The organism is Nostoc sp. DedQUE04 (assembly GCF_034530995.1).
Taxonomy (GTDB): Bacteria; Cyanobacteriota; Cyanobacteriia; order Cyanobacteriales; family Nostocaceae; genus Nostoc.
The window spans coordinates 125,381-144,085 of sequence record NZ_JAVRCA010000017.1; the positions used below are offsets into that span (position 1 = coordinate 125,381).

Genomic DNA, 18,705 nt, shown 5'->3' on the forward strand with positions numbered 1-18,705 from the left:
TAAATAAATTTTAGTATTAACTATGTATGAAACAATAGCAGACGTAAATAATTTATTCAACAAAATTAGAAATTGAAATTTATTTTCATTAATTATTAATGCCTTTCATGCCATGAAAAACATTTTATCAAAAAGTCACATCCAGCTATCCCAAATATTCCTGCGGATACCTGTTTTCCAGAAACAAGTTAAACAAAATCAGCATCAGTCGCTAAAACAACGCTTCAGAATAGCAAGCCAACAGCTAGAAAATAACACTCTAGAAATCAGTCTAGCTGTAATCAATGATTTAGAACAAATTGCTAATACCTATCCACAGTACCATTGGACGATCGTAGATATTCTTACTAGTTTTGTACGAAAAAATGCTCCTTATATACCCCAAGAGGAAGTAACGAGCCACGTGTCAACAAAAATTCGTTTAGATATTCAAGCCGCGCTGACTGTTATCGCCAGAAGAGATGCAAACAAAGACCCAGTAAATGAGCAACTCGATTTGAGCTTCACGGATATCAGAGGAGCAAACTTGAAAGGGGCGAATCTCCAACAGATAAATCTCTATCAAGCTAATCTAGCTGGGGCTAATCTTAGAAAAGCAAATCTAGCGGGGGCAATACTTAGTGCAGCTAATCTAGAAGGAGCTAATTTATATCTAGCGAACTTAGAAGGAGCAATCCTCAGTGCAGCTAATCTAGAGAAAGCTAATCTAGAGAAAGCTAACCTGCATCGTGCCAGTTTATATCTAGCTAGCTTGCATGGAGCAATTCTTTATGACACCATACTTGATGAAGCAAACCTCAGAGAAACCAAATTTTCTGAGTAATATCATATCCGCTTGATTGCTTATTAAACGCTAAAAACTCCACCCCAGCAAAACCACGCTTTGTCTTCCCTACCCTTATTAAAGAGGGGATTAAAGAGAAGAATGCAAGTCAATGAAAAATTTTTCCCTACTCTTTAGTAGAGCCGTGATTAATTGCCTCTCTCCTCATTCTCTATTTTCAGCGTAATTCGTAATTTTTGTAGCGCAAGCGTTTCTTGATGTGTGACGTAAAATTATATTAGATATAATTCCCTAGTTCAATAAGTGTTTTGACACCTATTATAAATTTCTGCTAAATGCTATACTATTTTTCCTCAACATCTAAGTAATAATTCTAGGTTGTAAGGAAAATTTTTACCATGTCTTCTAAAAAGACAGACGCTCTTTTGAATTGGTTGATAACTTTAACAGCTATATTTGGCTGTTCGTTGACTGTAATTTTCTTTGCCTTGTCCAATATTAAAGAATTGTCAATTCAAGAAAAAATCCAGTTTAGAAACCAAGCTTTAACAACTACTGCAATAGTTTTTCTGGCATCGACAGCAATGTTTAATACTTATTATGCAGCAAGACGTGCCCAAGCGATGCACAAGAGTGCGATCGCATCTGAGAAAAACTTAGAAATTGGCTTGCAAAATGCCAAACTCAATCAAGACAGATTGATTGCAGAGCGCTTTATGGGTGCAATTGCCCAGCTTGGCCATGAAAAGGTGGAAACTCGAACAGGTGCAATTTATGCTTTAGAAAGGGTTGCTCAGGATTTTCCTCAAGAACACTGGACAATTATGGAAATTCTCACTGCCTTTGTGCGAGAGAATGCACCCATCCAACACCTAAAAGGCGAGCAACAAAAGCCGGAATATCAAGGAGCAATTTACTCAAGTCGGCGTAGAAGTGGGTCGCGTCCAACGCCGCAGTTAGAGCAAAATCTCCATGAAGAATTCCCCAAAATACGCACCGATATTCAAGCAGCTCTAACTGTTATCGGCAGGCGTAATTTACTCGAAGACCCAAAAGATCAAAAACTTGATTTACGTAACACCGACATTAGACAAGCAGACCTACTAAAAACCAACCTGCAACAAGCTGACCTGCGTGGGGCTGACTTGAGTGGGGCTGATTTACGTGGGGCTGACTTGAGTGGATGTGACCTTAGCGGCGCTAAACTCATTAGGTCGATTCTCTATGAAACAAAATTAATAAAAGCTAGTTTATATGGAGCCAACCTTTGTTGGGCTAACCTGAATCGTACTAACCTCTCTGGAGCTAACCTGCGTTCAGCCAACCTCTCTGGTGCAAGTCTGCGTGCAGCTAATTTACAAGGGGCGAACCTTTATAAAGCTAATTTGCAACAAGCGACCTTAAAAGCTGCTAATCTCTCTGGAGCAAAGTTGTTTTTAGCTAATTTACAAGGAGCAAAATTGGGTAAAGCCAACTTGCAGCAAACGGGTTTGATTGGTGCTAATCTTTGTGGGGCAAATCTGAATGGAGCTAACCTTTCTGGGGCTAATTTGAATGCAGCCAAACTCCACCAAACAGAAGTCTATTTTGCCAACCTCTCAGAAGCTAGCTTAACGGAAGCTGACTTATATCAGGCTAATCTAATTGGAGCAAACCTCTATAGGGCAACCTTTTATCAAGCTAACCTGACTCAGGCAAACCTCATGGGAGCTAACTTTTCACAAGCTAATCTCAATGATGTCAAACTGGAAGGGACAATTTTGACAGGAGCGAAAAATTTAGAGTTGCATCAGATTAGAGAGGCAGTTGGCGATCGCACCACTCGCTTACCTGATTATATCGAAGCACCAGCACATTGGCGGCAATTGGGTTAAGCGATCGCAGCATCATTAGTTATTTGGGCGTATTCTACCGTTTTCACTTAGTGCCATAGTTTTTACCAAAATTCTCCGTAAAAATCACCGAAAAATCTTCAACTACCCGAACATTGGAAAGCTCAAGTTTCAGAGGATGTTTGAAAAGTCGTAAAGTATACTATAAACCCTACTTCCATTCCTCTCCCCGTTGGCGTCAACCTGCCATTAGGCAAGCAAAGAGAGGCTTTGAAACCCCCATTCCCTAGTAGGGAAGCTACGGTGTACACACAAGTCTGAAATAGCTGATTAACCAGGGTTATACCCCACCCTAACCCTCCCCTTGCAAAGGGGAGGGAATTAGATTTCCGGCTTCCCCCCAATGCATCGGGGGGATTGAGGGGGGTAATTCGACTTGTGTGTACACCGTAGAGTAGGGAAGAGGGGCTAGGGGGGTTAGGTTTCCGAGGCTTTGATGTGATGAAAAATACTTGTTCATTCATCCTCTCACCCTTAGATACTGAAACTTGAACCTTTGAGCTTCATCGCTGAACCTTTAAGCTTCATCGTTGAGCCTTTGAGCTTCATCGTTGAGCCTTTGAGCTTCATCGTTGAACCTTTTAGCTTCATCGTTGAACCTTTGAGCTTCATCGTTGAGCCTTTGAGCTTCATCGCCGAACCTCTGAGCTTCACCGTTGAACCTTTGAACTCAAACGGTTCAGTTAGAGACGGAAACAGAGAAAATATTCCCTGAGTAAGAGACAATGAATAAGACATCTGTCCTACGCTAATTATCCTATGGGGATAAAACACAGAGATGTCTCTAACAAAGCAGCTGGAAATTTTAGATTTAATTCGGGAACTTCGTCAGCAGCTCAATCTTTCTCAGAAACAGTTTGCTGCTAAAGTCGGAGTTTCTTTCAAAACAGTCAACCGTTGGGAGAATGGGCATACAGTCCCTTCACTGATAGCGCTAAAACTAATAGAAGAAATGTTACGGAAGATGGGTGAACCTGGCAAAAGACTGCTAACTCAGTATTTTCCAGAAGCAGAGTAGGGTTATGAGTCGTAAGGCAAGGGCATCTGAATCTCAAACAATCTTTGCTGGCGGTAGAGACAAGGGCGCATTCATCCGGGAGAAACTGCTGCATTATGGTGTTGCTTCCCTATCCGTTGCCTTAGCACTATTGGCAACTCTGCTACTCCATCCATATCTCATGCCAACGCCTGCGGCACTATTTTTTGCTGCGGTGATGGTGAGTGCCTGGTACGGTGGCTTGGGGCCAGGGTTACTTGCTACCCTTTTGTCTACTTTTGCAGTCAATTACTTCTTTTTTAAGCCACTCGATGCGCAGAACATTACAAATCTGAATATTCTAGTTCCCTTGATAGTGTTCATCCTGACAGCAGGATTAATCAGCTGGCTTAACGAATCACGCCGCGCAGCCCAACGGCAAGTAGAGGCAAGCCTGAAGTCACTATACGAAAGTGAAGCTCGGTTTAGTCGCTTAACCGAGTCCAATATTATTGGGATGATTGTGGCTAATCTGAACGGCTTAATCGTTGAAGCCAATGATGCCTTTCTCAAAATGCTCAATTATACCCATGAGGATTTGCGCTCTGGTCGTATCCGCTGGGGCGAGATCGTTCCACTCCAATATATTGAGGTAAGCGAGCAAGCGATTCAAGAACTAACAATGACTGGGAGTTGTAAGCCCTTTGAGCAGGAATACATCCGCAAAGACGGCTCTTTAGTTCCCGTTCTAGTTGGTTTTGCTAAACAGGGAGATCGGACAATCATTGGTTTTGTACTTGACTTAAGCGAACGCAAACAAGCCCAAGCAGAAGCCCAGCATCGCTCCCGCCAAGCAGAAGAAGCCCAGAGCATTTTGCAAATGCTTCTAGAACACGTCCCAGAGGGAATTACGATCGCTGGTGGCCCCCCTGATTTTCCAATTATTGCTAACAGCAAACTCGCGCAAAAACTTTTGGGCAGACCGAATGAATCTCTCGTTGGTATGTCTTCTGAATCTTATGTTCAGCTTTACAGTCTGTTCTTGGCTGATGGTGTAACGCCCCTCACCTTAGAGCAACTACCTTTATATCGTGCAACGCGCTATGGTGAAACGATCCGCGATGAAGAATGTATCATTGAACGTCCAGATGGTACTACAATTACAGCGATCGCCAATGTCGTACCAATTCGAGATTCCCAAGGTGAGATTATTGGTGCAATAGATTGCTGGCGCGATATCACCAACCGTAAGCTCATAGAAGAAGCACTGCGGCAACGAGAAACAGAACTTCGTTTAATTACAGATGCGCTGCCAGTTCTGATTACCTTTGTAGATTCAGAACAACGCTATCGCTTCAACAATCGAGCCTATCAAGATTGGTTTGGGCATTCGACGGTAGAAGTTTATGGAAAGCATCTTTGGGAAGTATTGGGTGAATCCGCTTATGAAGTGCTTCGTCCTTATGTGGAACAAGTATTGGCAGGAGAGCAGGTAACATTTGAAAGTCAAGTTCCTTACAAAGATGGTGGCACACGTTACGTTAATGCCATTTACGTTCCCCAGTTTAATAGACAGGGAATTGTTGAAGGGTATGCGGCGTTGGTCACTGACATCAGCGAACAGCAAGCTGCACTACGCGAACGCAACCAAGCAGAAGCTGCGTTGCGCGAAAGTGAAGCCCGCTTTCGCCAAATGGCAGACACTGCTCCCGTACTGATTTGGATGTCCGGCACTGACAAACTTTGTAACTACTTTAATAAACCCTGGCTAGATTTTACCGGGCGGACTCTGGAGCAAGAGATGGGCAAAGGGTGGACTGAAGGCATTCATCCTGATGATTTTCAACGTTGCTTAGATACATACACCCATGCTTTTGATGCCCGACAAAATTTTCAAATCGAATATCGCCTCAGACATTGTGATGGCCAATATCGTTGGGTTTTTGATACTGGTGTGCCTCGGTTTGCCCCAACCGGGGAATTTCTCGGCTATATCGGCTCCTGTGTTGATATTCACGATCGCAAGTTGGCAGAAGAAGCACTACGTGACAGCGAGGAGCGATACCGAATTTTAACGGAGGTGTCACCGCAAGCTATTTGGATGGGCGATCGCGATGGTGGTATTACCTATTGCAATCAACACTGGTTGGATTTCACCGGACTGACAATGGAGCAGACTACAGGCTATGGCTGGATTTATGCCATTCACGCCGATGACCGCGATCGCGTCTTTAAAAGTTCGATGCAGGCTGTTGCTAACGCCACCAGCTACGAAATAGAAATTCGCTTTCGTCAAGTTTCTGATGGTAGCTATCGTTGGCATATTGTCCGGGGTTTACCATTTCGAGATCCAAGCGGACAGATTATCAAATGGGTGGGCATCGCCAGCGACATTCACGATCGCAAAGTTGCCGAAGCCTCCCTGCAACAACTCAACGAAATGCTAGAGCAGCGAATTCAAGAGCGCACTGCCCAACTCGAAGCCGCTAATAAAGAACTCGAATCCTTCTCTTACTCAGTCTCTCACGACTTACGGGCACCACTGCGCCACATCGCCGGATTTGTCGAATTGCTTCAGAAGCGCCATAGCTCAACAAGCCTAGATCAAACAAGTCAGCGCTATTTAAAAATAATTGCCGACACTGCCAAACAGGCAGGGATACTGATCGATGAATTGCTGACATTTTCTCGGATGGGGCGCACCGAAATGCGCTACATCAACTTAAATATGGAGGAATTGGTACATGAGGTAAAACGCGATTTAATTGCAGAAACTTCAGGACGGACAATCCATTGGCACATAGACCCATTACCAGAAGCGCAGGGCGATCCCTCCATGCTGCGACTGGTGCTTCGCAACTTGATAGGCAATGCCGTAAAATATAGCCAGACTCGAAACCCAGCAGAAATTACTGTTGGCAGTATTGACAACGAAAACGAAGTTATCTTTTTTGTACAAGATAACGGCGTAGGCTTTAATATGCAATATGTCCACAAGCTATTCGGAGTATTTCAACGCCTGCATAGCGACCCACAATTTGAAGGCACTGGTGTTGGATTGGCAAACGTGCAACGCATTATTCATCGGCATAATGGTCGAGTTTGGGCAGAGGCTGTAGTTGACAGTGGCGCCACTTTTTATTTCTCGCTGCCTAAATTGTCCAACAAGGAGAGTGAATGAAAGAACTGAAGCGAATTCTGCTAATTGAAGACAGTGCCAACGATGCAGAGTTAATCCTAGCTGCCTTGTCAGAAAATCATCTCGCCAATGAAGTAGTGGTGGTACGTGATGGCGAAGAAGCATTAGATTATCTTTATCGCCGCGGGTTGTTCCGGTTGCGAATGGAAGGGTATCCTGTTGTGGTCTTGCTCGATTTGAAACTGCCTAAAATCGATGGGTTAGAAGTGCTGACACAACTCAAATCTGACCCAGTAATGCGAGTAATTCCAGTGGTGGTATTGACCTCTTCCCGCGAGGAGCCTGACCTAGTTCGTTGCTATGAGTTAGGGGTGAATGCTTATGTTGTTAAGCCAGTAGATTACCATGATTTTGTCGATTCGATTAAAAGTGTTGGCTTGTTTTGGGCAGTGATCAATCAGCCTCCGGTTGGTGCTTTACCTCCAGCACCTCATCCTCAAAAGGAGAGCAACTAATGAATGTCCTGCGTTTTCTCCTTTTGGAAGACAGCGTGTTAGATGCAGAGCTAGCCCAAGCGGTACTAACCGAAGGGGGAATTAATTGCGAACTGATCCGAGTCGAAACCGGTGCTGATTTCCTAGCTGCTTTAGAAACAGACGCTTTCGATTTAATTCTTGCCGATTATGCCTTGCCGTCTTTTGATGGAATTTCTGCCTTGGAAATTGCCCGGAATCGTTATCCTGAGATTCCTTTTATCTTTGTCTCTGCCGTACTGGGTGAAGAATTAGCGATCGAAGCTTTGAAGAACGGTGCAACCGATTATGTATTAAAGCAACGCATAGGGCGGTTAGTTCCCTCGGTGCAACGCGCATTGCGGGAAGCTAAGGAGCGGCGTAAGCGGAAGCAAGCAGAGGAGTCTTTACAAAAGAGTGAAGCCAAGTATCGCCAAATTGTTGATACCTCTTATGAAGGAATCTGGATGATTGACTCCAAAACTCGAACAGAGTTTGTGAATCAGCGGATATCTCAGATGTTGGGTTATCCGGCAGCAGAAATACTCGGTCGTTCTATATTTGATTTTATGGATCTGGCTGATGATATCGCCGATGAAGCAAAACTGGAGTGGTTCAAAGGAGAAGGGAGCGATCTCAAAGAAGGGCGATTGCGTTGCCAAGATGGTTCGTACATCTGGACACTGATTTCTGCCAGAGCGATTTTGAACGAACGAGGTGAGTGCTTGGGTGCGATCGCCATGCTAACTGATATCACCGATCGCAAACGCAGCGAATCAGAACGCGATCGCCTTTTGCAACTTGAGCAAACAGCTAGGGCGGAAGCTGAGGCTGCTAACCGAATCAAAGATGAGTTTTTGGCGGTACTTTCTCATGAATTGCGATCGCCCTTGAATCCGATTCTCGGTTGGGCAAAACTGTTGCAGAGCCGGAAATTTGATGAGGCAGGACTCAACAAAGCACTGAAAACTATTGAGCGCAATGCCAAATTACAAGCTCAACTAATTGAAGACTTACTAGATGTTTCTCGCATCCTCCAAGGCAAACTCAGCCTCAACACGATCCCAGTCGATCTGGTATCCACCATTGAAGCCGCAATGGAAACAGTGCATTTAGCAGTAGAGGCTAAAAATATTGAGATTGAGACGAAGCTCGATCCAAATGTGGGGAAAGTTTTGGGCGATCCAGCCCGCTTACAGCAAGTTTTCTGGAATCTTTTATCGAATGCCGTCAAGTTTACTGAGACTAAGGGAAAAGTAAATGTGCGATTGGAGCGCATCGACGCTCAAGCGCAGATTACCGTCAGCGATACAGGTAAGGGCATTGATCCTAATTTTTTACCTCATGTATTTGACTATTTCCGTCAGGGTGACAGTACAACAACTAGAAGGTTTGGTGGATTAGGGTTAGGTTTAGCGATCGCTCGTCACTTAATCGAGATGCACGGCGGAACGGTTGGGGCAGAAAGTCTTGGTGAGGACAAAGGAGCGATTTTCACAGTCAGGTTGCCGCTAATTAAGGACAGTGCGACGAGCGAAGATGACACAAATACTGATTCCTCAACTACCGCTTTTCCCTACTCTCCCCTGATGGGTTTACAAGTGCTGGTTGTGGATGACAATGATGATACCCGCGACTTTTTCAGCTTTGTACTGGAACAGTTTGGCGCGATCGTCACCGCAGTAGCATCAGGAGATGAAGCATTACAAGCGCTAACCCAGTCAAAGCCAGATATCTTACTCAGCGATATTGGAATGCCAGAAATGAACGGCTATATGCTGATGCAACAGGTGCGAACTCTAGAAGCAAAAGTCGGGGGAAAAAAGATACCTGCGATCGCTCTGACTGCTTATGCAGGCGAAATCAATCAGCAGTACGCACTAAGAGCAGGATTTCAACAGCATATCGTTAAGCCTGTAGCACCAGAGGAATTGCTCGTGGCGATTTCTAACTTAGTCCAATCTAGTTAGGGTTGGCGATCGATCTGAGTAATTGAACTGGCTTCAGGTTACAGATTTTAAACTATTCTTCACAAGTAATATGGTCTTTTTAATTGTCTGGAATACTCCGGGTAATACAGAAAAATGTTGTGCCCCAACAGCGTGTTGATATAAAAAGTTTATTCTCTTGTCAAAAATTTATATCACCCTATTGACAGTATTTTTCAAGTAATTGAATTACACTACTTTTCATTCCCTGTCTGGATCGTGGGCTAAATACCTGAAAATTTTATCAAATAAATCTGAGTGAAAAAGAGTGTAGAGATGTAGCAGTACTAAGTCTCTACAAGGTTTCTGGATACAGCATATTTAATTTCATCAGATATCTAATCATTCGTAAATAATCAGCTCCCTGGCTTCTCTAGAAAGTCAAGGGTCTTGTTCCTCACAAATGATTCGGGATTGTTATATAGATAATTTTTATATAGTGGATTTAATAGTTCGCCAATTTTATCCGTGTTTGTACTCTATCATAACTTTACGGATACTCTTAGAATCAACCTAAATTTATTTCCGTAAGGAGTCGGATATGAAGACTTATGACATGTCTTTCATAAAGACCAATGGACTCACGACTTTGTTGGCATTTGTCTCGGTTATATTTATTTTATCATTCACTCTAATTATATTATTTTTTGAAAGTATTCAAGGATTTTCAAATCAAGAAAAAATTGAATACATCTCTCAAGCATTAACAACAATTGCCATAATTATTGGGGGATTGGCATTAATTCTTAATGCTTACTATACCTCTAAACTCTCTCTAGATGAGAATCACAGCTTGTTAACGCAACTACTAACTGGAACAGTAGCTTGGGATAACAATATTGTAAATTGTATCAATCAGACACCACTAACTCCCCAAGAAATTGTTTCCGAACGCTTTTCTAAAGCGATTGAACAACTGGGAAATGAAAAGATTGAAACGCGATTTGCGGCAATTTATGCTTTAGAACGAATTGCCAAAGATTCCTCGAAAGATCATTGGACAATTATGGAAATCCTCGCTGCTTTTATCCGCGAGAATGCCCCAGTAAATAGGGAATATGAGGATGAATCACTACAATCATCAAAACTTCCTACAGATATTCAAACAGCCTTAACTGTCATTGGCAGACGCGATTCATCTAAAGATCCAGTCAATCAGAAACTTGATTTACGCAATACAGACCTTAGCAATGCAGACTTAACAGATGCTAACCTCTCTAGAGCAATTTTTGTTGGAGCTAACTTGCAATGGGTCAATTTTACCAAAGTAAACCTTTCTGAAGCAGACTTATCTGTTACCTGTCTTTGTGGCTCAATCTTTTATGAAGCCAACCTGCAAAAAGCAATCCTCCCAGAAGCCAATCTCCAAGGCGCAGTTCTTAGAAAAGCGAACCTTTCCCAAGCCATCCTTTACGATGCCAACTTGGAAGGGGCAGTTCTTTGTGATGCCAACTTGGAAGGAGCAATCCTTTGTGATGCCAACTTGGAAGGAGCAATCCTTTGTGATGCCAACTTAGAAGAAGTTAACTTTGAGGGTAGCAATCTCCAAGATACAAACTTGATTGGCAGTAACTTGCAAGGGGCAAAACTTGCTGGCGCTAATCTAGAAAGTGCATTACTTAGTACAGCTAACCTCCAAGAAGCTAATTTTCAAGAAGCTAACCTCTGTGGAGCCAACTTGAGCGGCTCGGAAAATGTAGAATCACAGCAGATTGAACAAGCAATTGGCGATCGCACAACAATCTTACCGGAAAACTTGAAAATACCCCAACATTGGTGGTAATAACAACCTAAAGTTTCACCATCTAAAACTAGATTACAAGATAGGGACGCATAACTATGCGTCCCTATCGTGTTTAATTTAGTACCCAAAGCTAAAAAATTGCTAAAAACCTGATAAATATTCTCTATCAGCCTAAATTTTTCGCAATTTAAATCACAAACAATTATGAAACGGCGAGAGGTTTTTAACACAGCTGCGATCGCCACTGTAACTGCTGCTAGTCTAGTTTCCTGTAGCCAAGCTGGTAAATCCCCTCTTTATTATAAGGTTATGGTAGTTTTGCAACTGAGCGATCGCTGATCTTATAGATTGGGTTGACAGAAGAAAATCCAAGACCCTCAGAAGGAGAATTAAACGCTGTAGGATGAGGGATAAATAAATTCTAGAGATTTCTGTGAGCGAAACCGTCTATATTGAAACTAGTATTTTGGGATACTTGACTGCCAGATCGACAGATAACTTGATTCTGGCAGCAAACATGAAAATCACGCAAGATTGGTGGAATATTCGTCGCGGTTCTTTTGTCCTTTATGCTTCTGAGATTGTAGAAGATGAAGCGGCTAGGGGAGATGCAGCGATCGCGGATCAAAGGCTGAATTTGTTAGAGTCTTTAACGTTTCTCGATCTCACAGAAGAAGCGATAGAGCTTGCACAAGAGTTTTTGCAACAAAGCAACCTACCACCAAAAGCCTCTAATGATGCTTTGCATATCTTATTAGCAACAGTTTACGGTTTAGACTACCTGTTAACATGGAACTGTAAGCATATGGCAAACGCCCAAATCCAGAGAAAGCTATCACAAATTAGCTCTGAACTTGGATATGAATTACCAGTCATCTGTACACCCTATGAGTTAATGGGATACGATTTTACAGAAGAATAATCTATGTATAAAAACGAAATTTTAGAGGAAATTCACAAGTACAGAGAGGAATACGCTAGCTCATTTAACTATGACCTGAACGCAATCTTTAACGATCTACGAAAGAAACAGATTGCTCATGGGCGTAAAGTTGTAAAACTTCCGATCAAACGTCGGTCTAACAAATCACTGCACCCGACGCAAACTGAGAGCGTGTCTACTTTAGCGTAGTGCATCTTTGTGCGAGTCAGTTCAGCTTTGATACTACTGGGGGGTCTGACTTTTTAAACATTATTATCGCGTTTCTTGATATTGCGCGACCGCCACACAACACGGTCAAAATACCATTGTACTATGAGAGCAAGACAATATGACCTTTTCCTTGCTGTAAACAAAACCAGGAGCAGTATATTTTAGATAATTCACCAAGGCATTAGAGCTGATACCAATCCTGGGAAAACAATAATTAACACCACCAATAGTTGCAACAAAATAAACGGTATTACACCGCGATAGATATCCTTTGTCGTAACTTCTGGTGGGGTGACACCACGCAGGTAAAACAGCGCAAAGCCAAAAAGAGGTGTGAGGAAAGATGCTTGCAAATTTGCTCCCAAAACTACACCATACCAAATCAAGTCAATACCTAAGTTTTGGGCAACTAGTGTAAACAATGATACAATAATTAGGCGATCTCGAAAAAGCCGAGGATAAATACTACTGCCATGCTGACAACCAAAAAGCCAGTTTTACCACCGGGGAGATTGGCGAGAACATCGAACATAAAGCGATCGCTATTTAACCCTCGACAGACTAAACTAAAAGCTGTGGAACCAAATAGGATAAAAACTACCATGCTGGTGATTCGCAAAGTAGTATCACAAACTTGACGCAGATATTCTAAGGTAAGTTTACGATTAGCAGCCGCCAGTGCGATCGCACCACCACAATCAAATGTGGATGAAAATTGCTGTAATTGAGAAAAATCGTCTATGTGGTTTCACTAATGCCAATTTACCAACTCATCTGCTAGAGATCCTAAAGGTTTACTATTATATAAGCAATGCTTGCTAGAGTCTGGAGTGCATCAATTGTGGGCATCGATGCCGTCAAAGTCGGCGTGGAAGTCGATGTGTCAGGGGGATTACCGGGAATTGTTGTCTTGGGACTTCCAGATTCAGCGATTCAAGAGTCAAGAGAAAGAGTCAAAGCAACTTTGAAAAATACTGGCTTTGCCTTTCCGATGCGAAAGATAGTAATTAATTTAACTCCGGCAGATTTGCGCAAAGAAGGCCCCTGTTTTGATTTGCCTATTAGTGTGGGAATTTTGGCGGCTTCTGAGCAAGTTAGCGCTGATTTGTTGGGGGATTATCTATTTTTGGGCGAAGTCTCTTTGGATGGCAGTTTACGTCCGGTGGCTGGTGTATTACCGATCGCAGCAGCAGCCCAAAAGATGGGAATTGCAGGTTTAGTTCTCCCTGCTGATAATGCCCAAGAAGCGGCAGTGGTTGAAGATTTGGCTGTTTACGGCTGCAAGCATTTGTCTGAGGTGGTGGATTTTTTAAATAATCCGGGGCGTTACAAACCTGTGCAGATAGATAGTACAATACAGACAACAACAGTATCCTACCCTGGCGCAGATTTACATGATGTGAAAGGACAAGCTCATGGGCGTCGTGCTTTAGAAATTGCTGCGGCTGGCGGGCATAATCTCATTTTTGTCGGGCCGCCTGGTAGTGGGAAAACCATGCTAGCAAGGCGCTTACCAGGAATTTTACCGCCGTTGAGCTTTGCCGAATCTTTGGAAGTGACTCGCATTCATTCGGTAGCTGGTTTATTGAAAAATCGTGGTTCATTGGTACGCGATCGCCCTTTTCGCAGTCCCCACCATTCGGCATCCGGGCCTTCTCTTGTGGGTGGCGGTAGCTTCCCTCGTCCTGGAGAAATCTCATTATCTCACAGAGGTGTACTTTTTTTGGATGAACTGACAGAATTTAAACGAGATGTTTTAGAATTTTTGCGTCAACCTCTAGAAGATGGCTATGTGACAATTTCCCGCACCAAACTATCGGTAATGTTTCCCGCGCAGTTTACTTTGGTGGCGAGTACGAATCCTTGTCCTTGCGGTTACTATGGCGATACTATCCAACAATGTACTTGTTCTCCCCGCCAACGCGAGCAATATTGGGCAAAACTTTCTGGGCCGTTGATGGATCGAATTGATTTACAAGTTGCAGTGAATCGCTTGAAACCAGAAGAAATTACCCAACAACCGACGGGAGAAACATCAGCATCAGTACGCGAACGAGTGCAACAAGCAAGCGATCGTGCAATTACCCGTTTTCAAGGAGAAACAAATCTGCGTTGCAATGCCCATTTGCAAAGTAGTCATCTCCAGAAATGGTGTAAGTTAGATGATGCTAGCCGCAATTTATTAGAAGCAGCAATTAGAAAATTAGGCTTATCGGCAAGAGCAAGCGATCGCATTCTCAAAGTAGCACGCACTATTGCAGATTTAGCAGGAGAAGATGAGCTAAAAACTAATCATGTGGCGGAAGCAATTCAGTATCGCACAATTGATAGAATGCAATAAAAGGGAAAAGGGAACGCTAAGACGTAGGAGAAATTAACTCACCAATACGTTTGAGAATTTGCAAAACTGCGTACAGTTCCCTCGCGGATGCAAACGGAGCAAAAACTCTTGACAAATCGTACTGTGGTGTATTTGTTTGCATCACTTTGACAAATAAAATATCGTCTCCATTCGTCACCATCCCAAACACAGGTTTACTGGGATTGGGGTTAGCCATCATATAAGCTAGAGCTTGCGGTACAGCCGACCAAACTGAGAGTGTGGTTTTTTTCGACTCCAACACCATCACCCACAACCGATCTTGTAACACTAAAACATCAATTCGTCCGCGCAGTATTTCCTCGTCATCATTCAGCATTAGTTCCACAGATGATTCAGCCTTAATTATGAAAGGAGGATCGTAAAATCCAGAGAGTGCAAGTATTGGTGACACCAACAACAATATGACTGTCCCTTCTAGTAAATCACCTCCAGCACGGTGATAAAGATACCTGCGCCGCACAACATCCACAGAGGCTTTTTCCGCTTCCGTAATTTCAGACAATCCCTCATACCACTCTGGGAAAAATTGCTCGTTTTCAACACGGACAAAACCAAATCGATTTTCTACATCCTGAAGAGTAGTAATCGCTTCTGTAATTGCTGCGGTCTGTGTCATTGCTTCTAGGTAAAAATTACTTTGCTATAGGATCGATATCAGCGCATCTTTATTATCGCCAATTAGCGCGATCGCATTGTCATGTGACTATAAAATTCTAAATTACTCCCCAAGAACGCTTCACAAACACCCTTGGGAGGATGCCGCAACTCAACAAATCAGTATCCAATATATCAGGGACTAAGCAACATCCCTTACAAGGAGACTGATTGGATGAATTTGCAAGAAATTTGGAAGTTATTACAAGAGACATTCAAAGAATGGAGTGACGATAAAGCCTCGCGGTTAGCGGCGGCGTTAGCTTATTACACGATTTTTTCCATTGCACCATTGCTAATTATTGTAATTGCGATCGCAGGTGCAGTATTTGGAGAGGAAGCGGCAAGAGGTCAAATTGTCGGACAAATTCAAGGTTTAGTCGGGGTAGATGGCGCAAAGTTTCTCGAAACAGCCATCCAAAATGCTAACCAACCAAAGACAGGAGCGATCGCTTCGACTATTAGTGTCCTAGTTTTGCTATTGGGTGCTACAGGCTTATTTACTGAGTTGCAAGATGCCATGAACACGATTTGGGAAGTGAAACCCAAACCTGGACGTGGCATAAATAACATGATTCGCCTCCGCGTTTTGTCCTTTGCAATGGTGATTGGAATTGGCTTTTTACTTTTAGTTTCTCTAGTAATTAGTACGATATTAGCAACCTTAGTAACATACTTTAGTAATTTATTGCCAGGTTTTGATTTCATCTGGCAGATTGCTAATTTAGTCATCTCTTTTGCAATAACTACAGTACTGTTTGGACTAATTTTTAAAGTTCTACCAGATGTCAAAATTGCATGGAGTGATGTTTTAATTGGAGCGTCTATCACCTCAATTTTGTTCTCTATTGGGAGATTTTTATTAGGACAATATTTAGGTAATGGTAGTTTTGGATCGACCTATGGTGCAGCTGGTTCACTGGTGGTAATTTTAGCTTGGGTTAACTATGCCGCACAAATTCTTTTCTTCGGTGCAGAATTTACTCAAGTTTATTCCCGAAGGCATGGCAGCGGCATAGTCCCGACTAAAAATGCTATACATGTATCTGATAACACAAACTATAATGGCAAGGCGCCAACAGAACAAGTATCGAATAAGAAGAAGCCATCTTCTCGCTTGATTAATCGCTTATTCCAGTATTTTAGGAAGCCCAAACGCTTAAAACAGAGAAGAAAAAATCAGCGATTTTAATGCTTGATTGCTGGAGATTTATATTTGTAAATCTGATAGATATGAAAGTACCTAATATCCAGTCCAGTGAATTAGTTTTTATTGCTACAGTTGATGAGTAGAGTATTCAGCAATTCTGAATTCTGACTCTTTTTTATACTGGATTTTTTCCAGAAGTCTATTGAACAAGGAAGAAAATCAGTGCTAATGGAAAAATGGTTTTTTATCAATTGGCAAGCAATTTTTATTCCTAGTATCAGCATTTTTGAGTTGATTATCCGCGGATCGCTAGTTTACTTAGCGCTGTTCTCAGTGCTACGCCTGCTTCCTAGCCGACAACTAGGAACACTAGGAATTACTGATTTACTCGTAGTTGTGCTATTTGCGGAAGCTGCTCAAAATGCTATGGCAAGTAATTACACATCAATTACTGAAGGCGCTATTCTGGTCGGAACAGTGATTTTTTGGAGTTACTTGCTGAACTGGTTGGGTTACAAACTACCCCAGTTTCAACGTTTCCTGAATCCGCCACCGTTGCTACTAGTAAAAAACGGTCGGATGATTGAGCGCCATCTGCAACGAGAGTTAATTACAGATGATGAGTTGATGAGCAAGTTACGTCAGCAAGGTGTAGAATTTTTAGCTGATGTGAAGTTCGCATATATGGAGGCTGATGGCAGGATTAGTATTATCACGTCGGATTCAAAAACTACTGCTGTCCCTGAGGAAAAAGTCGCGTTAAAAAGCGATCTACATTAATTAGACATTAATTAGACTGTAAAATATGACGGTTGTATTCTGTGCCGAACTGTGATTGAGCGTTATACTTTGCCCGAAATGGCTAATCTGTGGAGTGAAGCCTATAAACTAAAAACTTGGCTGCAAGTCGAAATTGCTGTTTGTGAGGCTCAAGCTGAACTTGGTTACATTCCATCTGAAGCCGTTGAGGAAATTAAGGCCAAGGCAGATTTTGATCCAAAGCGGGTTTTAGAAATTGAGGCTGTAGTCCGCCATGATGTCATTGCTTTCTTGACAAATGTCAATGAATATGTTGGTGATGCCGGACGCTACATTCACCTGGGTTTAACTAGTTCGGATGTTTTGGATACAGCTTTAGCACTGCAATTAGTTGCCAGTCTGGATATATTGTTGCAACGTCTGGAAGATTTGATTGAGGTAATTCGCCAAAAAGCACGGGAACATCGTCATACAGTAATGGCTGGCCGATCGCACGGTATTCACGCTGAACCGATTACTTTTGGTTTTAAACTAGCTGGTTGGTTAGCAGAAGTGTTGCGACACCAAGAACGCTTGAGAATTCTTCGCCAAACGATCGCTGTCGGTAAGATTTCCGGTGCAGTCGGAACCTATGCCAATATTGAACCGCGCGTAGAAGCGATCGCTTGTGAAAAACTCGGACTCGAACCCGATACAGCCTCAACCCAAGTTATTTCCCGCGATCGCCACGCCGACTACGTGCAACAATTAGCTTTAGTAGCCGCAACCATTGAACGCTTTGCTGTAGAAATTCGCAATCTCCAAAAAACAGACGTTTTAGAAGTTGAAGAATTTTTCGCCAAAGGTCAAAAAGGCTCCTCAGCCATGCCACACAAGCGCAACCCCATCCGTTCGGAACGATTGACGGGAATGGCACGACTCGTCAGAAGTCATGCCGGTGCAGCTTTAGAAAACGTTGCTTTATGGCATGAACGAGACATTTCTCACAGTTCTGTAGAACGGGTAATTTTGCCAGATGCTTGTACTTTGACGCATTTTATGTTGTCAGAAATAACTGATTTGGTGAAAAACTTGTTGGTTTATCCTGAGAACATGAAACGCAATCTCAACTGCTACGGCGGCGTTGTGTTCAGCCAAAAAGTGTTACTGGCTTTGATAGACAAGGGAAGCAGCCGAGAAGAAGCTTATGCGATCGTTCAAGAAAGCGCCCACGCCGCTTGGAATCAGCCAGAAGGAAACTTCCAAGACTTGATTAGCAAAGATCCGCGTGTTACCCAAAAGTTGTCTCCAGCAGAACTAGAGGTTTGTTTTGATCCCCAGCAACATCTGCGGCATTTAGAAGAAGTTTACCAACGATTAGGTATTTAAGATTAATTTACTTGTAGTAGGCGTTTAGGCACTTACTATAAGTAAATTACCCCAAAAATATGCAGATATCATCAAAAAAGATAATATAACCGTAGCTACATAGGTTAGGAAAATGTTGATTGCTAAAAGCCTTGATTTCACGCTTGTTTAACCCTCTTCTGTCACTTTCCGACATAAGCAAGTAGTAAATAACTGAAATTATC

General features: G+C 42.7%; 16 protein-coding genes and 1 pseudogene. 14 read left to right on the plus strand and 3 right to left on the minus strand.

All coding sequences use genetic code 11. From position 1 onward, the window contains the following. Positions 1–112: 112 nt before the first annotated feature. Together RM049_RS14840 and RM049_RS14845 are read left to right on the plus strand one after the other, a co-directional pair. On the plus strand, positions 113–823 hold the full coding sequence (locus RM049_RS14840) for a pentapeptide repeat-containing protein (protein WP_322704700.1): 711 nt from the start codon (positions 113–115) through the stop codon (positions 821–823). A gap of 359 nt (positions 824–1,182) precedes the next feature. After that, positions 1,183–2,658, plus strand: a complete 1,476-nt coding sequence (locus RM049_RS14845; RefSeq protein WP_322704701.1) for a pentapeptide repeat-containing protein — start codon at positions 1,183–1,185, stop codon at positions 2,656–2,658. Between the two features lie 492 nt (positions 2,659–3,150). Here RM049_RS14845 and RM049_RS14850 read toward each other — a convergent pair whose 3' ends face one another. After that, on the minus strand, positions 3,151–3,414 hold the full coding sequence (locus RM049_RS14850; protein WP_322704702.1) for a hypothetical protein: 264 nt from the start codon (positions 3,412–3,414) through the stop codon (positions 3,151–3,153). Positions 3,415–3,454: 40 nt separating this feature from the next. Here RM049_RS14850 and RM049_RS14855 point away from each other — a divergent pair, with 40 nt between their 5' ends. The 8 genes from RM049_RS14855 to RM049_RS14890 all read left to right on the plus strand — a co-directional run bounded on the left by RM049_RS14855 (position 3,455) and on the right by RM049_RS14890 (position 12,167). After that, entirely contained in the window at positions 3,455–3,694 is a 240-nt protein-coding gene (locus tag RM049_RS14855; protein WP_322685748.1) for a helix-turn-helix transcriptional regulator, read from the plus strand. 4 nt (positions 3,695–3,698) lie between these two features. Further along, a complete protein-coding gene (locus RM049_RS14860; RefSeq protein ID WP_322704703.1) occupies positions 3,699–6,833 on the plus strand; it encodes a PAS domain S-box protein in 3,135 nt (1,044 codons plus the stop codon). Continuing rightward, positions 6,830–7,306, plus strand: coding sequence for a response regulator (locus RM049_RS14865; protein ID WP_322704704.1), 477 nt, complete (start codon positions 6,830–6,832; stop codon positions 7,304–7,306). The genes RM049_RS14860 and RM049_RS14865 overlap by 4 nt, the downstream gene beginning before the upstream one ends. After that, on the plus strand, positions 7,306–9,273 hold the full coding sequence (locus tag RM049_RS14870) for a response regulator (RefSeq protein ID WP_322704705.1): 1,968 nt from the start codon (positions 7,306–7,308) through the stop codon (positions 9,271–9,273). The genes RM049_RS14865 and RM049_RS14870 overlap by 1 nt, the downstream gene beginning before the upstream one ends. A gap of 574 nt (positions 9,274–9,847) precedes the next feature. Continuing rightward, positions 9,848–11,074 (plus strand): pentapeptide repeat-containing protein, encoded by a 1,227-nt coding sequence (locus RM049_RS14875; protein WP_322704706.1) that lies wholly within the window; start codon positions 9,848–9,850, stop codon positions 11,072–11,074. Positions 11,075–11,239: 165 nt separating this feature from the next. Further along, positions 11,240–11,374, plus strand: coding sequence for a hypothetical protein (locus RM049_RS14880; protein ID WP_322704707.1), 135 nt, complete (start codon positions 11,240–11,242; stop codon positions 11,372–11,374). Positions 11,375–11,468: 94 nt separating this feature from the next. Next, a complete protein-coding gene (locus RM049_RS14885) occupies positions 11,469–11,957 on the plus strand; it encodes a type II toxin-antitoxin system VapC family toxin (RefSeq protein ID WP_322704708.1) in 489 nt (162 codons plus the stop codon). Positions 11,958–11,960: 3 nt separating this feature from the next. Next, positions 11,961–12,167, plus strand: coding sequence for a hypothetical protein (locus RM049_RS14890; protein ID WP_322704709.1), 207 nt, complete (start codon positions 11,961–11,963; stop codon positions 12,165–12,167). Positions 12,168–12,358: 191 nt separating this feature from the next. Here the strand turns inward: RM049_RS14890 and RM049_RS14895 are convergent. Next, positions 12,359–12,885, minus strand: a pseudogene (locus RM049_RS14895) (TRAP transporter large permease subunit); the annotation flags it as partial. Positions 12,886–12,999: 114 nt separating this feature from the next. On the opposite strand from RM049_RS14895, the gene RM049_RS14900 reads away from it, so the two are divergent. After that, the gene (locus tag RM049_RS14900) at positions 13,000–14,529 is read left to right on the plus strand and encodes a YifB family Mg chelatase-like AAA ATPase (protein ID WP_322704710.1); all 1,530 of its coding nucleotides are present in this window, start codon (positions 13,000–13,002) and stop codon (positions 14,527–14,529) included. Positions 14,530–14,545: 16 nt separating this feature from the next. On the opposite strand, the gene RM049_RS14905 is transcribed toward RM049_RS14900, so the two are convergent. Then, positions 14,546–15,187, minus strand: a complete 642-nt coding sequence (locus RM049_RS14905; protein WP_322704711.1) for a type I restriction endonuclease — start codon at positions 15,185–15,187, stop codon at positions 14,546–14,548. A 213-nt stretch (positions 15,188–15,400) separates the two neighbouring features. Between RM049_RS14905 and RM049_RS14910 the strand changes: the two genes are divergently transcribed. The 3 genes from RM049_RS14910 (at position 15,401) to purB (ending at position 18,502) form a co-directional block, all read left to right on the plus strand. Next, positions 15,401–16,417 carry a YihY/virulence factor BrkB family protein gene (locus RM049_RS14910; protein ID WP_322704712.1) on the plus strand — a complete coding sequence of 339 codons (1,017 nt, stop codon included), beginning with the start codon at positions 15,401–15,403 and terminating at the stop codon, positions 16,415–16,417. A 186-nt stretch (positions 16,418–16,603) separates the two neighbouring features. After that, positions 16,604–17,155, plus strand: a complete 552-nt coding sequence (locus RM049_RS14915; RefSeq protein ID WP_322672711.1) for a DUF421 domain-containing protein — start codon at positions 16,604–16,606, stop codon at positions 17,153–17,155. 51 nt (positions 17,156–17,206) lie between these two features. Further along, the gene (purB, locus tag RM049_RS14920) at positions 17,207–18,502 is read left to right on the plus strand and encodes an adenylosuccinate lyase (protein ID WP_322704713.1); all 1,296 of its coding nucleotides are present in this window, start codon (positions 17,207–17,209) and stop codon (positions 18,500–18,502) included. Positions 18,503–18,705 lie beyond the last annotated feature (203 nt).

What these genes read in the sequence shown, in the direction of transcription:
- RM049_RS14865 (WP_322704704.1), top strand. Translation starts at nt 6,830, where the DNA reads ATGAAAGAACTGAAGCGAATTCTGCTAATTGAAGACAGTGCCAACGAT.
- RM049_RS14860 (WP_322704703.1), top strand. Translation starts at nt 3,699, where the DNA reads ATGAGTCGTAAGGCAAGGGCATCTGAATCTCAAACAATCTTTGCTGGC.
- RM049_RS14850 (WP_322704702.1), bottom strand. Translation starts at nt 3,414, where the DNA reads ATGTCTTATTCATTGTCTCTTACTCAGGGAATATTTTCTCTGTTTCCG.
- RM049_RS14890 (WP_322704709.1), top strand. Translation starts at nt 11,961, where the DNA reads ATGTATAAAAACGAAATTTTAGAGGAAATTCACAAGTACAGAGAGGAA.
- RM049_RS14870 (WP_322704705.1), top strand. Translation starts at nt 7,306, where the DNA reads ATGAATGTCCTGCGTTTTCTCCTTTTGGAAGACAGCGTGTTAGATGCA.
- RM049_RS14840 (WP_322704700.1), top strand. Translation starts at nt 113, where the DNA reads ATGAAAAACATTTTATCAAAAAGTCACATCCAGCTATCCCAAATATTC.
- RM049_RS14845 (WP_322704701.1), top strand. Translation starts at nt 1,183, where the DNA reads ATGTCTTCTAAAAAGACAGACGCTCTTTTGAATTGGTTGATAACTTTA.
- RM049_RS14915 (WP_322672711.1), top strand. Translation starts at nt 16,604, where the DNA reads ATGGAAAAATGGTTTTTTATCAATTGGCAAGCAATTTTTATTCCTAGT.
- RM049_RS14910 (WP_322704712.1), top strand. Translation starts at nt 15,401, where the DNA reads ATGAATTTGCAAGAAATTTGGAAGTTATTACAAGAGACATTCAAAGAA.
- RM049_RS14855 (WP_322685748.1), top strand. Translation starts at nt 3,455, where the DNA reads ATGTCTCTAACAAAGCAGCTGGAAATTTTAGATTTAATTCGGGAACTT.
- RM049_RS14900 (WP_322704710.1), top strand. Translation starts at nt 13,000, where the DNA reads ATGCTTGCTAGAGTCTGGAGTGCATCAATTGTGGGCATCGATGCCGTC.
- RM049_RS14880 (WP_322704707.1), top strand. Translation starts at nt 11,240, where the DNA reads ATGAAACGGCGAGAGGTTTTTAACACAGCTGCGATCGCCACTGTAACT.
- RM049_RS14905 (WP_322704711.1), bottom strand. Translation starts at nt 15,187, where the DNA reads ATGACACAGACCGCAGCAATTACAGAAGCGATTACTACTCTTCAGGAT.
- RM049_RS14875 (WP_322704706.1), top strand. Translation starts at nt 9,848, where the DNA reads ATGTCTTTCATAAAGACCAATGGACTCACGACTTTGTTGGCATTTGTC.